Origin of the sequence: Agrobacterium sp. ST15.16.055 (genome assembly GCF_027956555.1) — a bacterium.
GTDB lineage: Bacteria > Pseudomonadota > Alphaproteobacteria > Rhizobiales > Rhizobiaceae > Agrobacterium > Agrobacterium salinitolerans.
The window spans coordinates 34,229-49,781 of sequence record NZ_JAQKGN010000008.1 but is presented as its reverse complement, the minus strand read 5'-3'; the positions used below and the strand labels follow the sequence as shown (position 1 = coordinate 49,781).

Genomic DNA, 15,553 nt, shown 5'->3' with positions numbered 1-15,553 from the left:
ATGCCCATCCAGACCAATCCAATCAATCCTCATCGGTGCTGGCAAGCCCACCCCAGAACTCATTTCCCCAGTAAAGTCCTTAACACTCACGCTCCGAGCAATCCTCTTGCAATTACTGCTTTACAACTAACATGTCAGTATGCCATCAATTCGCGGTCACCTTGGAGGAGCATCTTAATTGACCCAGAAATTCGGCCTTTCGGCAGCCCTGACAACCCCTTTCAAAACGGACGGAACGGTCGATATCGATGCCATGATCGCCCATGCCCGCCGCTGCCTGTCCAATGGCTGCGACAGCGTGACACTCTTCGGCACGACGGGTGAAGGCTGCTCCGTCGGCAGCCCCGAACGGCAGACGATCCTCTCCAGCTTCATTGCAGCAGGCATTGCACCGTCGCGTATCGTCACCGGGGTTCTGGTGGATTCCATCGAAGATGCGGCAGACCAGTCGGCGGAAGCCCTGAAAGCCGGCGCCCGCAATATTCTGCTCGCCCCGCCTTCCTATTTCAAGAATGTCAGCGATGACGGCCTGTTTGCCTGGTTCTCGGCGGTCTTTTCGAAGATCGGCAAGGATGCACGCGACATTCTTGTCTACAATATCCCCTCTGTGACGATGGTGACACTGTCTGTCGAGCTGGTCGGACGGCTGAAAGCGGTGTTCCCCGGCATCGTTACCGGCGTCAAGGATTCCTCCGGCAACTGGAGCCATACCGAGCGCCTGCTGAAGGAACACGGCGATCTCGCCATCCTGATTGGCGATGAGCGTGATCTCGCAAGAGGCGTCCGCCTCGGCGGTCAGGGCGCCATATCCGGCGTTGCCAATTTCCTGACGCAGGAAGTCCGCGCGATGGCCGTTGACGGCAAGGATGATCCCCGCATTGTCGATCTTGTTGTGGAACTTCTGAAATTCCCGGTTACGCCTGCCGTCAAGGTGCTGGTATCACACACGACAGGGGAAACTATCTGGTCGGATGTGCGTGCACCGCTCGTCGCGATTTCACCTGAGGATCGGCGGCAGATCGAGGGCGCTTTCGACGCGCTGTTTCGCAAACAGGCCGCCTGAACAAAGCTGAAAGGTTGAGCATGGACGATACCGGCGAACAGACATTGCGGGAACGGGCGTATGAGAGCTTTACGCACCACCTTCTCTCGCGCGACGTTCGCCCGGGGCAATTCATCTCGCAGCGCCGGCTCGTGGAACTGACGGGCCTGCCGCTCGGCGCGATCCGGGAAGCAATTCCGCGGCTGGAGGCGGAAGGTCTGATCAAGACGGTACCGCAGCGGGGATTGCAGGTCGCCCATATCGACATCAACCTCATTCGCGAGGCGTTCCAGTTCCGTATCTTTCTCGAGAAGGAGGCCGTGGCGCTCTTTACCCGTTCGGCCTCGGACGAGACCATCGCCAGGCTGCTGAAACAGCACCGCGATATCGCCGAGGCGACGGAAAACGGTGGGGAATCGCCGGAGCTCGATCAGCATGCCCAGCAGGTGGACTGGGGCATGCACGATGCCTTCATCGATAGTCTCGGCAACTCGATCATCTCGAACGCCTACAGGGTCAATTCCATCAAGATGCGCCTCATCAATCAGGAGCGCTTTCGCATCGCAGGCCACGTCAAATCGGTGATGAAAGAACACCTCGCCATTCTCGAAGCCATTGAGAAGCGATCCGTCGAAGACGCCGTAGAGCGCCTGACCGCCCATATCCGCAACGCAAGGGACAGGGCGCTGGCAGTATAGGGCAATTCCGGCAGGGCAGCAGAACGGTCCTGCGCCGGAATTGCATGAAAATAAGCAACAAGCCGGAGGTGAGGAGAATTTCCGGCTAACTGGAGGAGAACTGACATGAGGCATTCATTGCTCAACCCCACGCGTCGCGCCTTTCTGGCAGGCACGGCCGCGATTGGCGGCAGCGCGATGCTCGGCATTCGCCCGGCATCGGCGGCGGTGAACTGGAAAAAACACGCAGGCACGACGCTTGAAGTCAACCTCGTCAAAAGCCCGCGCAGCGAAACGCTGATCAAATATCTCGGCGAATTCGAAGAACTGACCGGCATCAAGGTCAATGCCGAAGCAACGCCGGAACAGCAACAGCGCCAGAAGGTGGTGATCGAGCTTTCCTCTGGAAAGCCCAGCTTCGACGTTGTGCATCTGAGCTACCACGTTCAGAAGCGCCAGTTCGAAAAAGGCAAGTGGCTGGCCGATATCAGCGGCTTCCTGAAGGACCCGTCGCTCACCGATCCGTCGCTCACCGAAAAGGACTTTGCCGAGGCCGGCATGCTGTTTGCGAAGGATAGCGACGGCGTGCTGCGCTCGCTCCCCTTCTCGGTGGATTACTGGATCGTCTACTGGAACAAGGAGCTCTTCGAAGCCAAGGGCCTTAAATACCCGGAGACCTTCGAGGAACTGGTAACGGCGGCGGAAGAGATCACCGACCCCGCAACCAACACCTATGGTTTCGTGGCGCGCGGCCTCAAGAACGCCAATACACCTGTCTGGACCTCGCTGATGCTGGGTTACGGCGCAAAACCAATCGTGGACGGCAAGATCAATACCGAATCCAAGGAAGCGGTTGAAGCTGCAAAGCTCTATCAGCGTCTGATGACCAAAGCCGCCCCTCCCGGCGTCTCCGGCTTCAACTGGGCGGAAGCGCAGTCGGCCTTCCTTCAGGGCAAGATCGGCATGTGGTTCGATGGCGTCGGTTTTGCGCCGCCGATCGAAAACCCGGAAAAATCCCGCGTTGTCGGCAAGGTCGGTTACGGCGTCATGCCGAAGGGTCCGGCAGCACAGGCCGCCGGCACCTTTGGCGATGGTCTCGGCGTCGTCGAAGCCAGCAGCAAGAAGGAAGCCGCCTATCTCTTCTGCCAATGGGCGATTTCGCATGAAATGGGCGCGCGTCTCTTGCAGGCCGGTGCGGGTGTTCCGTTCCGCCAGTCCATTCTCGAAGATCAGAAGGTCCGCGAAGGCGTCAAGATGCCGGCCACCTGGTTGGACGCCGTCGTCGGCTCCGGAAAGGTCTCGCAGCTGGCGCTCCCCGTCATCATTCCGGTGACGGAATTCCGCGACATCTACGGCGTCGGCCTCACCAACATGATCGGCGGCGCGGACCCGGCAACTGAGCTGAAAAAGGCAACGGAACAGTTCGCACCCGTTCTGGCGCGTAGCGAGGGATAATGGCCTCCGTGAGCATCGAAAACACCAAGACAGGCGCGAGCCGGAAAGAAGGGAGCAGGCCCGCAAGGCTTGCTCCCAATTACTGGCCCTTCGTCATACCGGCACTTGTCGTCATTTCGGCGGTGATCGTTTTTCCGTGGGTCTTCACCCTCTGGATGAGCGCGCATCGCTGGACGCTCGGACAGGAGCAGAGCTTTATCGGTTTCGAGAACTATATCAGGCTTGCAAGCGATATCAGGTTCTGGGAATCGCTCTGGCATACGCTCATCTATACCGTGCTGTCGGTCGTCGCTCCGCTTATCCTCGGAACATTGGCGGCGCTGGTTTTCGATGCACAGTTTCCGCTGCGCGGTTTTCTGCGCGGCGTCTTCGTCATGCCAATGATGGCGACCCCGGTCGCCATCGCGCTGGTCTGGACCATGATGTTCCACCCGCAGCTCGGCGTCCTGAATTATCTCCTGTCCTTCATCGGCATTGGGCCGCTGGAATGGATCTACAACCAGTCCACCGTCATCCCCTCGCTGGTGCTGGTGGAAACCTGGCAATGGACACCGCTCGTCATGCTGATCGTGCTCGGCGGTCTCGCCGCCGTGCCGCGCGAACCCTATGAAAGTGCTGAAATCGACGGCGCCAACGCCTGGCAGAAGTTCCGTTACCTGACCATGCCGATGATTGCGCCCTTCCTGATGATCGCCGTCATCATCCGCTCCATCGACGCCGTCAAAAGCTTCGACATCATCTATGCAATGACTCAAGGCGGACCCGGCACGGCATCGGAAACCATCAACATCTATCTCTACAACACGGCCTTTGCCTATTACGACATTGGTTACGGCTCGGCCATGGCGGTGGTCTTCTTCATCATCATCGTAGCACTTTCCTTCGTGCTTCTGATGGTGCGCCAGCGCTCGCAATGGAACGAGATGGAGGATCGCTGATGTCTGCAAAAATCCTGAAACGCAAAAATCTCGACCGGCTCGGCCTGTTCTTCGTGGCGCTGGTGATGATCTCTCCCGTCATCCTGTTCTTCATCTGGATGATCTCGCTGTCGCTGAAATATGAAATCGACAACGGCGCCTATCCGCCGATCCTCATTCCCGAACGCTTTGCCTGGTCGAACTATGTGAAGGTGTTCGAGGAGAATAATTTCTTCCTCTATTTCTGGAACTCTGTTCTCGTCACCGGCGCCGCCACCATTCTGGCGTTGGTGATCGGCGTGCCGGCCGGCTACGGCATTGCCCGACTGAAGGCTGAAAAATCGGCCGTCGTCATCATGATCGCCCGCATGACGCCCGGCCTTTCTTTCCTCATTCCGCTGTTCCTGCTGTTCCAATGGCTGAACCTGCTCGGCACACTCTGGCCGCAGATCATCATCCATCTTGTGGTGACGGTACCGATCGTCGTCTGGATCATGATCGGTTACTTCGAGACGACCCCGAAGGAACTGGAAGAGGCGGCAAGCATCGATGGCGCATCCTCCTGGCAGGTGTTCCGGCTGGTGGCGCTGCCGATTGCCAAGCCCGGCATCGTCGTTTCCTTTATCCTCGCGGTCATCTTCTCGTGGAACAACTTCGTCTTCGGCATCGTGCTGGCCAGCCGCGAAACGCGCACCCTGCCGGTCGCGGTCTACAACATGCTGTCCTTCGAACAGGTGAGCTGGGGACCGCTGGCCGCAGCCGCGCTGATCGTGACGCTGCCGGTGCTGCTGCTGACCATGTTCGCACAGAAACAGATCGTGGCGGGTCTCACCGCCGGCGCCGTCAAGGGCGGCTGAATTCAAGAAGGGCATTCCATGCCCTTACTCTTTTAACGCAATTCCGGACGCAAAACCGCGACGCACTTTTGCTGGAATTGCTCGTAACGGGAACCAAAAACATGGCACCGGTCAATATTCAAAATGTCCAGAAGCGCTTCGGCTCGGTCAACGTCATCCATGGCATCGATATCGACATCAAGGACGGAGAATTCGTCGTCCTCGTCGGCCCCTCCGGCTGCGGCAAATCCACTCTGCTGCGCATGATCGCAGGCCTGGAAGAGCTGAGCGACGGCGAGATCCACATCGGCCCGCGGGAGGTGAGCCACCTGCCCGCCCGCGACCGCGATATCGCCATGGTCTTCCAGAACTACGCGCTTTATCCGCATATGACGGTGAAGGATAATATGGGCTTTGCGCTGAAGCTGAAGAAGGTGAGCGCGGACGAAACCAAGGCCAAGGTCGACAGGGCCGCCGCCATTCTAGGGCTGGAAAAGCTGCTGGACCGTTATCCACGCCAGCTTTCCGGCGGCCAGCGCCAGCGTGTCGCCATGGGCCGCGCATTGGTGCGCGATCCGCAGGTCTTCCTGTTTGACGAGCCGCTTTCCAACCTCGACGCCAAGCTGCGTGTGCAGATGCGCGGCGAGATCAAGGCCATGCACCAGCGCATCGGCACGACAACCATCTACGTCACCCACGACCAGGTGGAAGCCATGACCATGGCCGACAAGATCGTGGTGCTGCATGATGGCGTCATCGAACAGATCGGCGCACCGCTGGAGCTTTACGACAATCCCGCCAATCTCTTCGTTGCCGGTTTCATCGGCTCGCCCGCCATGAATTTCATTCGTGGTCGGGTGGAGGAAGGCGTCTTCCGCACCGCAAAGGGCCTCAGCCTGCCGCTGCCCGCCCATGCCGATCTCGGCAAGCTCGGCGGCCGCGATCTCGTCTACGGCGTGCGACCGGAGCATATCCGCGCGGCCGAGACCGGCATCGAAGGCCGGGTCGAACTGGTCGAAGGCACCGGCTCGGAAATCTACGCCAAGCTCGATTGCAAGGGTGACGATATCGCCTGCCTGTTCCGCGAGCGCCTGAATGTCCGCTTCGGCGATACGATCCACATTGCCATCGACCCGGCAACGGTGCATCTGTTCGACAAGGACAGCGGCAAGCGCATCTGAACACGGCAGGACCGGAGAGAATGGTAAAGAAAGCGGGCGGCAAGCATGTGCTCTGCGTGGGTGCCGCCGTGCTCGACACCCTGTTTCGCGTGGCAGACATGCCGAAGGGCGAAGGCAAGGTCCTGCCTTATGAAATGTTGCAGATCGCCGAAGGCATGGCGTCCAGTGCTGCCTATGCCGTGCATCGCATGGGCGGCCGCGCCAGCCTGTGGGGCGCGGTGGGCGACGACGAGACCGGAAGCCGTATCCTGCGCGATCTCTCCGAAAGCGGCATTGATGTTGCCGGCATGACCGTTGCTTCCGGCGCGCGCTCGGCACTCTCGACGATCATCATCGATGATCGTGGTGAAAGGCTGATCGTGCCTTTCTACGATCACCGCCTTCACGAGAAAAAACGCGCCTGCACGCCGGAAGATATTGCCCCCTTCGATGCCGTTCTCGTTGATGTGCGCTGGCCGGAACTGGCGTTCGATGTGCTGACCGTGGCGCGAGCGCTTGGCAAACCCGCCATTCTGGATGGTGACGTTGCACCCGTCGAAACCCTTGAGAAGCTTGCGCCCGCCGCAACCCATATCGTCTTTTCCGAACCCGCCGCCGCCCGGCTGACGGGGCTTGAAACGGTGAAAGACATGCTGCCGGTGCTGCATGCCCGTTATCCGCAAACCTTCATCGCCGTCACCGCCGGTCCGGCGGGCTGCTGGTGGACGGAGGCCGGCGATCCGACGGTGCATTTCCAGACGACGATGCAGGTCAAGGCAGTGGACACGCTGGCGGCGGGCGATATCTTCCACGGCACCTTTGCGCTGGCGATGGCTGAAGGCATGCAAAGCCGCGCGGCCATCCGCCTCTCCTCCGTTGCCGCCGCGCTGAAATGCACCGTCTTCGGCGGCCGGGCCGGCGCGCCGACGCGCGAAGAGACAGAAGACGCGATGCGGCAATGGCTGGAGCGGGAAGGCGAAGCCGCGTTGCGCGCCTCCTGAGCGCATCCATTGCCCGCATAAAACTATTCCATTTTTGCGATGCCGTTTCACGGCGAAGTAGTCTAACGTCATGTCAGAGCAAAGCTTTTCATGAAGCCGCGCCTGTTCCACCTTGAGCCTGCATTCCGCAAAAGTGATCGCCCGATGCATCAGACGACCCGCCCGAGACTGCGCGATATCGGTTTCCGGCCCGGCCATTTCGAGACCGGCCCGCTCAACGCCATCACCGATGTCGAAGGCGTGACCATCGGCCATTCGACCGTCATCGAAGGCGAGACGATCCGCACCGGCGCAACCGCGATCCTGCCGCATGGCGGTAATCTTTTTCAGGACAAGGTGCCCGCCGGCTTCGCCGTCTATAACGGCTTCGGAAAATTTGCCGGTTCGACCCAGATCGACGAACTCGGCGAACTCGAAACACCTGTTATTTTGACCAATACGCTGGCGACAGGCCGTGCCATCGAGGCGATCAATCGCCATACGCTATCGCAACCGGGCAATGAAAAAGTGGTGTCGATCAACTCGGTGGTCGGAGAGACCAACGATTCCCGCCTGAATGACATCCGCGCCGGCCGCCCGACCGTCGAGGAGATCTCGGCCGCGCTGAAAAACGCTACCACAGGCCCGGTGGCCGAGGGTGGCGTTGGCGCCGGAACGGGCACGGTCGCCTTCGGCATGAAAGGCGGCATAGGCACCGCATCCCGCATCGTCCCCATCGCCGGGGAGACTTACACACTCGGCGTTCTCGTGCAGTCCAATTATGGTGGCCATCTGCTGGTCTGCGGTAAGCCCTATGTCAGCCCTGAGCATAAAGACAAGGACGGCTCCATCGTTATCGTGGTCGCAACCGATGCGCCGCTCTCCCCCCGCAATCTGAAGCGCCTCGCTGCCAGAAGCTTCGGTGGACTGGCCCGCACGGGCGCCGCACTCAGCAACGGCTCCGGTGACTATTCGCTGGCCTTTTCCACCGATGAGCGGCTGCGTCGCACGCCTGCGCGCCGCAAGACCGTCGCGGACTATCCAGAACTTTCCAACGATGCGATTTCGCCGCTCTTCGAAGCTGCGATTGAGGCGACGGAGGAGGCGATCCTCAATTCGCTCTGCGCAGCCACAACGACATCGGGCTTCAATGCCGGCACCGGCAAGGCCGCCACGGTTGAAGCCATTTCCATCGACACCCTTAAAACCCTTGTTTCAGCCTGATCTTCCAGACGGAGTTTTCATGACCAGCCCATCCGGCCGCATCGTTTACGTCAACGGCGAATTTCTGCCCGAAGCGGACGCCCGCCTTTCCATCTTCGACCGCGGTTTCCTGTTCGGCGACGGAATTTACGAAGTCACGTCGGTTCTGGAAGGCAAGCTGATCGACAGCGACCTGCATATGACCCGGCTGGAACGCAGCGCCCGTGAAATCGATGTGGCCCTGCCGGTCACGACGAAAGAGATCGTTGAAGCCGAACGTCGCCTGATCGCCGACAACAACCTCGTCGAAGGCATGATCTATCTGCAGCTGACGCGTGGCGCCGAAGACCGCAACTTCCTGTTCTCGGCCGATCTGAAGCCGACACTGGTCATGTTCACCCAGGCAAAAAAGCTGCTTGGCACCGCCGTCGAGGAGGCCGGTATCGCCGTCAAATCGGTTCCCGACCAGCGCTGGGAACGTCGTGACATCAAGACCGTCTGCCTGCTCCCACAGGTCATGGCCAAGCGCATCGCCAAGGCCGAGGGCTGTGATGAGGCGTGGATGATCGAGGACGGTTTCGTCACCGAAGGCGCGTCCTCGACCGCTTATATCGTCACCGCCGATAAAAAGATCATCACCCGCGGCAACAGCAACAAGACCCTGCCCGGCTGCACACGCCTTGCCGCTCTGGAATTGGCCAAGGAGGCCGGGTTTACGCTGGAAGAACGCCCCTTCACGCTGGAAGAAGCCATGAACGCCAATGAGGCCTGCCTGACGAGCGCCTCCAACTTCGTCGTCTCGGTCACCAAGATCGACGGCAAGCCGGTGGGCAACGGCAAGCCCGGCCCGATGGTAAGCCGCCTGCGCGCGCTCTACCTCGAAAACGCCCGCCGTACGGCGATTTAAGCAGGTATCAGCCTTCGAGAACCGCCCATATACGCTCGACAACGGGCCGGCGGTTCTCCTTCGAACGATAAAGCCTTATATCGACGGCAATGTCGAAACTCGGATCGGCGGCGCGCACAAGGGTGCCGCTGTCCAGCTCCTGCCGCATCAGGCTTTCCGGCACCCAGGCGACCCCCCAGCCTGCCATCGCCATGGCTTTCAGCCCCACCGACATGCTGCCCTCATGCACCCGCTCGAATTGCGGCAGCCTTGCGCTTAAGAGATCGCGCAGCAGCGGCCCGAAGAACGAGGCCTTTTCATAATCCAGATAGGCAAAGGGCTTTTTCGCATTCTCCACCAGCGCATGCAGCGGCGTGCCATCCTTAGTCGGGGCTGAGACCGGAATTATATTCTCTGCACCCAGCACACGAAATTCGAATAGCTGCGCATCAAGCAGCATCGGCACTTCATGGTGGGCATAGGTCAGAAGGAAATCGCTCTGCCCGTCCACCAGCGAGTTGAGGTTTTCCTCCATGCTGCCGGAGTCGGGCCGCAGCACGGAAAACAGGGGGCCAGCTGTGTCATTCAACCGTTTCAACCAGCCAGGAAAAAAGGTGAAGGACAGAGTATGGAGGGCGGTCAGCCGTACGGTCTTCGCATCCTCGCCATCTTCCTGCAACAGGGTGCGCCGCGCATGGTAGAGCTGTTTGAGCGTCTCCTGCGCCACTGGCACGAACTTCGCTCCTGCCTCCGTCAATCGTGAGGGATAGGATGCGCGGTCGACCAGCGTCGCGCCCACCCAGGCTTCCAGCTGCTTGATGCGCCGGCTGAAGGCGGATTGCGTCACATGCCGCTCATCCGCCGCCTTCGAGAAATTGAGCGTTCCAGCCAGCGCCAGGAAATCCTCGAGCCATTTGACTTCCAAGGGCCTGTTCTCCCACAAAGATGTTGTCCCGGCCTGCCGGGAACACGGGTCTTTATTAGGAGCAATGGAAGCCGATTGAAACCCTTTAGAAAGCTTCGGGTCGTTTAACAAACTGACTAGAGCCCGCTTGCGTCATCCTCGGGCTTGACCCGAGGATCCACAACCAAGTGCGACAATGGATCCTCGGGTCAAGCCCAAGGATGACATCGAGTTTGTAGGGCGCACCGGGATAGGCCTCAGTCGTTAGCGGCTTCTGGAATATTCGATCATCCGCGCCCGGCTGGACACCAGTTCGATCCGGTAGTCACCCAGCCGGTTGAGGCAGACCCGCTTCGTCCAGGGCCCATCGGTGAGCGTAAAGAGAAAACGGCCATTGCCGAGCGCCTTGAGCGGCATGCTGCGGCGGGTCGGGCCGATGCCCATTGTCAGCGAGGAACCGCCGATGATAAATTCCGCGCCCTCATCCGAACGCCATGCTCCCGAAAGATCATTCGGCACCATATGCTCTCCGACAGGCAGGAAACGGCGGGTGGCGTGACCGGCCTCGCCCACAATCGCATCGCCGTCTAACCTGAGACGCATGGGAGATGAGGCGGAACGGGAAGAAACCCAACCATCGACATCTTCATAAAGCGTGTCGTCGCTATCGATGAAGGTGGCGGTGCTGCCCTTGATCTCCAGCCACCACGGCCCGCTTTCGGTCACATAAAGACCATCAGGCAGGCTGGCGGCGGGTTTGGGCAAAGGCAGACCGGTCAAAGCCGCCATGCTTTCCAAAGCGATCTTGAAGCCGTTGGTATCCTCGCGGTTCGACACAATGACGAAGCCTGTGCCGTTTTCCGGATCGAGCAGAAAGTAAGTCTTGTAACCGGGATGCGAACCGCCGTGTCCGACAAACCGGCGCTCGCCCAAATGCGACCAGCGCAGGCCGAGGCCATACTCGCTCATCCGCCCGTCGGCGAGCGGCCGCTCAGCCGAAAGCCTGTCGAGAACACCCGCAAAGCTGCCCTCGCCCCGCATCAGCCCCTGCAACCAACGAGTAAGTGCTTCGGCGCTGCCGGCAAGGCTGCCGGATGCAGAGATATGCAGGCCGGCGGCAGAGAGCTGCCAATTCTCTTCAGACTTCCAGTAACCCGGGACAAGTCCATTGACCGGATCGTTCCAGACATCCGGCGCCTTCAGAAACACGCCGAACGGCCCGGAAATCTGTGTCTGCACGAAATCATCGAAACGGAAACCCCGGCGCTCCAGCACCGCTTCCACCAGACGATAACCCGTGTTGGAATAGGACACCTCGCTGCCCGCCGAAAAATTCAGCCGCGTCAGTCGAGAAAGATAGTCGAGGAGCGGCCCGGCTTTCGTTTCGGTATAGACGGAAAGACCAAGCAGCGACAGGCACTCGCGCGTATCCGGCAGGCCGCCGCTCATATCCAGCGCCTGCCCGACCGTAACGTCGCGCAGCGGCGATTGCAGCTCCGGCAGATGTTTGCCGAGCGGATCGTTGAGCCCGATCAGATCGGAATGGGCGAGCACCATGGCGCAGAAGGCGTGTTTGGTGACTGAGGCATAACGCACGACGCTCTGCGGCGTGAAGGGTGCGAAGGTCGAGAGACTTTCGACGCCGCCCGCATGGGCAAAACGAATGCCATCGAGATCAAAACCAATGACCGCTCCGCCCGGCTCGTTGCCCGCCCATTGCGAGACGAAGGTCTCTGAAAGGGTTGACGCGGCGTTCCAATCGAATTGATGTGGCATGGTTTGGTCTCGTGTGTTTATGGGTCGAATGCACACGCGAGGACAACGGTTTATCGCCGCCATCGCAGCTTGTTTCTTCTCCCCGCCGGGGAGAAGGTGGCCCGAAGGGTCGGATGAGGGGGCAACGTCAGCGATAAACTGAGAGCTTGCCCCCTCATCCCGCTGCCGCGGACTTCTCCCCGACGGGGAGAAGAAACGAGCAGCACCCGCTCGATCTATTAGCGACCCGACCTCAGGCCGGTTCTTCCAACCGGATACTCAGGCTGCGCAGCTCTTCCGTATGCGGATGTTTCGTGCGGCCCTCGCGCAGATCACCCGCGCTCAGTTGCTCCACCATTTCCCCGTTCAGCATCACGCCAACCTGCGGGCACAGATGCGCGATGACAGCCAGATTGTGGCTGACGAGAATATAGGTGAGGTTGCGCGCCGCCCGCAGATCCTGCAACAGGTTCAGGATTTCCGCCTGTACCGAGACATCGAGCGCCGAGGTCGGTTCATCGAGCAGCAGCACCTCAGGGTCGGCGATCAGGGCACGGGCAATCGCCACGCGCTGGCGCTGGCCGCCGGAAAGCTGGTGCGGGAACCGGAAACGCACGGCCTGCGGCAGCGCCACATCCGAGAGCGCCTGCTGGATGCGCTTTTCGATATTGTCCATGCCGTGCACCAGCGGCAATTCGCTGAGAATACGGTCGATGGTCTGGCGCGGATGCAGCGAGCCATAGGGGTCCTGAAACACCATCTGCACCTGCCGGAAGAATTCCGGCGTACGGCGCAGCGGCGCGTCCTTGCCGGCAAAGGCGATGCGGCCTTCCCAGCTTTCATTGAGCCCGGCCATGGCGCGCAGGATGGTGGATTTGCCCGAGCCGCTTTCACCGACAATGCCGAAGCTGCCGCCCTTTTCCACCGAAAAGGACACGCCCTTCACCACTTCACGGTCGCCGAACTTGATACGGAGATTATCGACGTCGATCATTGGCTGGACCACGCTGCATCACGGTTGAGAACGGGAAGACGCTCACGCGGATGCGTCAGCGAGGGAATGCAGTTCAGCAGTCCCTTTGTATAGGGATGTTCGGCTTTCAGAAGTTCGGACGCCTTCAGCTCCTCCATCACCCGGCCGGAATACATCACGGCGACGCGGTCGCAGAAATGCGAGACGAGCGGCAGGTCGTGGCTGATGAGGATGAGACCCATGCCGCGTTCCGACACCAGCTCCTCGATCAGCCGCAGGATTTCCGCCTGCACCGTGGCATCGAGAGCACTCGTCGGTTCGTCGGCGATCAGAAGCTCGGGATCGGGCGCCAGCATCATGGCAATCATCACGCGCTGACCCATGCCGCCGGAAACCTCATGTGCATAGGACGAGGCGACCTGACGCGGATTGCGGATCTTCACCTGATCGAGAAGCGCGATTGCCGCTTCCATGGCTGCCCGCTTGCTGCCGCCCTTGTGGGCACGCCAGGCTTCAGCGATCTGTGCGCCCATGGTCTTGACCGGGTTCAGCGAATATTTCGGATCCTGCAGAATGAAACCCGCCCGCTTGCCGCGGATCTGGCGCATCTGCCTTTCGCTGGCAGACAGCACGTCGATGCCGTCGAAGGCAAGCTTATCGGCGCGGATATCGGCATTGGAGGGCAGAAGCTTCATCAGCGCCCGGGCCGTCAGGCTCTTGCCCGAACCGGATTCGCCGACGATCCCGAGCTTTTCGGTACCAAGCTTCATGGAAACACCACGCACCGCCTCGAAACGGCTGGTGCGGGTCTGGAAGGCGATCTTCAGATTTTCGATTTCGACCAGCATGGCTCAATGTCCCTTCGGGTCGAGAACGTCGCGCAGGCCATCGCCGAGGAAGTTGAAGGCGAGCGAAACGAGGAAGATGGCGATGCCGGGAATGGTGGCGACCCACCATTGTTCGAAGATGAAGCGCTTGGCCGTCGCAATCATCGCGCCCCATTCCGGCGAAGGCGGCTGCGCGCCCATGCCGAGGAAGCCGAGGCTTGCGGCCGTGATGATGATCGAGCTCATGTCGAGCGTGATGCGCACGATAAGGCTCGGCACGCAGAGCGGCGCAATATGCCGGGCAATGATGCGCCAGGCGGAAGCACCGGTCAGGCGATAGGCCGCGACGAAATCACTGCCGCGCACCGTCATGGTTTCGGCGCGGGCGAGACGCGCATAGGGTGGCCATGCGGTGAGCGCGATGGCGAGAATGGCGCTTTCGACGCCCGGCTTCAGCGCCGCAACAAAGGCCAGCGCGAGGATGAGGCGGGGGAAGGCCAGGAACACATCCGTCACCCGCATCAGCACCGTATCGACGATACCGCCAAAATAACCGGCGATGCAACCGATGGCGAGACCGATGGGTGCTACGAGAACGACGACGGCAATGACCATGCCGAGTGTGACGCGGCCGCCATAGAGAATGCGCGAGAGAATGTCGCGGCCCAGCTCATCAGTGCCAAACCAGTGCTCGGCGCTCGGGAAGGCAAGGCGGTTGCCGAGGTTCTGCGTCGCCGGATCGTAGGGCGCGAGCAGCGGCGCCAGCAGCGACAGGGCGATGAAGAGGACGATGATGGTCAGACCGACCACCGCCAGCGGATTGGACTTGAGATTGAGCCAGATGCGATACCGGTTGCCCCAGGCAGCCTGTGTTCGCGAATGCGGCGTCTCATCCAGCGCCCAGTTTCTGAAATTAGCTAACATCATCGAACGCGAGGATCCATAACTCTGTAAAGCACGTCTGCGAGCAGGTTGAGGGCGACATAGATGAAGCCGATCAACAGGGTTGCTCCGACGACCGGGTTCATGTCCGCGTTCATGAGCGAGACGGTGAGATATTGGCCGAGGCCGGGCCAGCTGAAGACGGTCTCCGTTACCACGGCACCTTCGAGAAGGCCGGCATAGGTCAGCGCGAGAACGGTAACAAGCTGCACGGCGACCGTCGGGAAGGCGTGGCCCCATATAACGGTCATGGCCGAAAGCCCCTTGGCGCGGGCGGTGATGACATATTCGCCCTTCAGCGCGTCGATCATGAAGGCGCGCGTCATGCGGGTGATATAGGCCATGCTGAAATAGGCGAGAATGCAGACGGGCTGCACCATATGGGCGATGGCGTCGTAAAAGGCGTCCCAGTCGCCGGCAAGCAGCGTATCGACCGTCATCAGGCCGGTGACCTGCGTGATCATGCCGTCATAGATGATATCCTGCCGGCCCGGTCCGGGTGCGACGCCGAGCGTGGCGTAAAAGACAAGCAGCGAAATCAGCGCCAGCATGAAGACCGGCACGGAGTGACCGGCAAGGCAGACGACGCGGATCACCTGGTCGGTCAGCTTGCCCTGCTTCACGGCGGCCCAGACACCCAGCGGAATGCCGATGAGAGCGGCGAGGATAAGCGCTGCGGTGGCAAGTTCGAAGGTGGCGGGGAAAACGCGCTTGATATCGATCCAGACCGGATTGCGGGTCAGGATCGAATTGCCGAAATCGCCATGCAAGACCTGCGAGACATAGTGGAAGAACTGCACGACCAGCGGCTGGTCGAGACCCATTTCGGCCCGCACCCGCACGATGACGTCTTCGGGCGCATTGTCGCCGACCGCCGCGATGACCGGATCGACAGGCATGACGCGCCCGATCATGAAGGTGATGATCATCAAACCGAACAGCGTCAGGAGGACGCTGCTCAGTATCGATGATATGCTTTTAACGCGCTTGTTCAAT

General features: G+C 60.4%; 15 protein-coding genes. 9 read left to right on the top strand and 6 right to left on the bottom strand.

Annotation, left to right across the window (positions count from 1 at the left end):
- Positions 1–178 precede the first annotated feature (178 nt).
- The 9 genes from PL599_RS13490 to PL599_RS13450 all read left to right on the top strand — a co-directional run bounded on the left by PL599_RS13490 (position 179) and on the right by PL599_RS13450 (position 9,177).
- Positions 179–1,063 carry a dihydrodipicolinate synthase family protein gene (locus tag PL599_RS13490; protein WP_269824520.1) on the top strand — a complete coding sequence of 295 codons (885 nt, stop codon included), beginning with the start codon at positions 179–181 and terminating at the stop codon, positions 1,061–1,063.
- 20 nt (positions 1,064–1,083) lie between these two features.
- Positions 1,084–1,740 (top strand): GntR family transcriptional regulator, encoded by a 657-nt coding sequence (locus tag PL599_RS13485; protein WP_077981362.1) that lies wholly within the window; start codon positions 1,084–1,086, stop codon positions 1,738–1,740.
- A 105-nt stretch (positions 1,741–1,845) separates the two neighbouring features.
- Entirely contained in the window at positions 1,846–3,174 is a 1,329-nt protein-coding gene (locus PL599_RS13480; protein WP_269824521.1) for an ABC transporter substrate-binding protein, read from the top strand.
- Complete coding sequence (locus tag PL599_RS13475; RefSeq protein ID WP_173990117.1) at positions 3,174–4,112, top strand: carbohydrate ABC transporter permease; 939 nt, start codon at positions 3,174–3,176, stop codon at positions 4,110–4,112. The genes PL599_RS13480 and PL599_RS13475 overlap by 1 nt, the downstream gene beginning before the upstream one ends.
- Positions 4,113–4,126: 14 nt before the next feature.
- Positions 4,127–4,948 carry a carbohydrate ABC transporter permease gene (locus PL599_RS13470; RefSeq protein WP_170985582.1) on the top strand — a complete coding sequence of 274 codons (822 nt, stop codon included), beginning with the start codon at positions 4,127–4,129 and terminating at the stop codon, positions 4,946–4,948.
- 101 nt (positions 4,949–5,049) lie between these two features.
- Positions 5,050–6,108 (top strand): ABC transporter ATP-binding protein, encoded by a 1,059-nt coding sequence (locus PL599_RS13465; protein WP_269824522.1) that lies wholly within the window; start codon positions 5,050–5,052, stop codon positions 6,106–6,108.
- Positions 6,109–6,128: 20 nt separating this feature from the next.
- Positions 6,129–7,088 carry a sugar kinase gene (locus PL599_RS13460; RefSeq protein ID WP_269824523.1) on the top strand — a complete coding sequence of 320 codons (960 nt, stop codon included), beginning with the start codon at positions 6,129–6,131 and terminating at the stop codon, positions 7,086–7,088.
- A gap of 144 nt (positions 7,089–7,232) precedes the next feature.
- Positions 7,233–8,291, top strand: coding sequence for a P1 family peptidase (locus PL599_RS13455; protein ID WP_269824524.1), 1,059 nt, complete (start codon positions 7,233–7,235; stop codon positions 8,289–8,291).
- A gap of 19 nt (positions 8,292–8,310) precedes the next feature.
- Positions 8,311–9,177, top strand: a complete 867-nt coding sequence (locus PL599_RS13450; protein ID WP_269824525.1) for a D-amino-acid transaminase — start codon at positions 8,311–8,313, stop codon at positions 9,175–9,177.
- 7 nt (positions 9,178–9,184) lie between these two features.
- Here PL599_RS13450 and PL599_RS13445 read toward each other — a convergent pair whose 3' ends face one another.
- The 6 genes from PL599_RS13445 to PL599_RS13420 form a co-directional block, all read right to left on the bottom strand.
- Positions 9,185–10,081: a LysR substrate-binding domain-containing protein gene (locus PL599_RS13445; protein ID WP_269824526.1), complete on the bottom strand. Its 897-nt coding sequence runs from the start codon at positions 10,079–10,081 to the stop codon at positions 9,185–9,187.
- Between the two features lie 243 nt (positions 10,082–10,324).
- A complete protein-coding gene (locus PL599_RS13440; RefSeq protein ID WP_269824527.1) occupies positions 10,325–11,836 on the bottom strand; it encodes a serine hydrolase domain-containing protein in 1,512 nt (503 codons plus the stop codon).
- A gap of 232 nt (positions 11,837–12,068) precedes the next feature.
- Positions 12,069–12,809, bottom strand: a complete 741-nt coding sequence (locus tag PL599_RS13435) for an ABC transporter ATP-binding protein (RefSeq protein ID WP_191217806.1) — start codon at positions 12,807–12,809, stop codon at positions 12,069–12,071.
- On the bottom strand, positions 12,806–13,636 hold the full coding sequence (locus tag PL599_RS13430) for an ABC transporter ATP-binding protein (RefSeq protein ID WP_137410907.1): 831 nt from the start codon (positions 13,634–13,636) through the stop codon (positions 12,806–12,808). The genes PL599_RS13435 and PL599_RS13430 overlap by 4 nt, the downstream gene beginning before the upstream one ends.
- A gap of 3 nt (positions 13,637–13,639) precedes the next feature.
- A complete protein-coding gene (gene nikC, locus PL599_RS13425) occupies positions 13,640–14,542 on the bottom strand; it encodes a nickel transporter permease (RefSeq protein ID WP_004443520.1) in 903 nt (300 codons plus the stop codon).
- Positions 14,539–15,552, bottom strand: a complete 1,014-nt coding sequence (locus tag PL599_RS13420; protein WP_063950297.1) for an ABC transporter permease — start codon at positions 15,550–15,552, stop codon at positions 14,539–14,541. Before PL599_RS13420 ends, nikC begins: the two co-directional genes overlap by 4 nt.
- Between the last annotated feature and the right edge of the window lies 1 nt (position 15,553).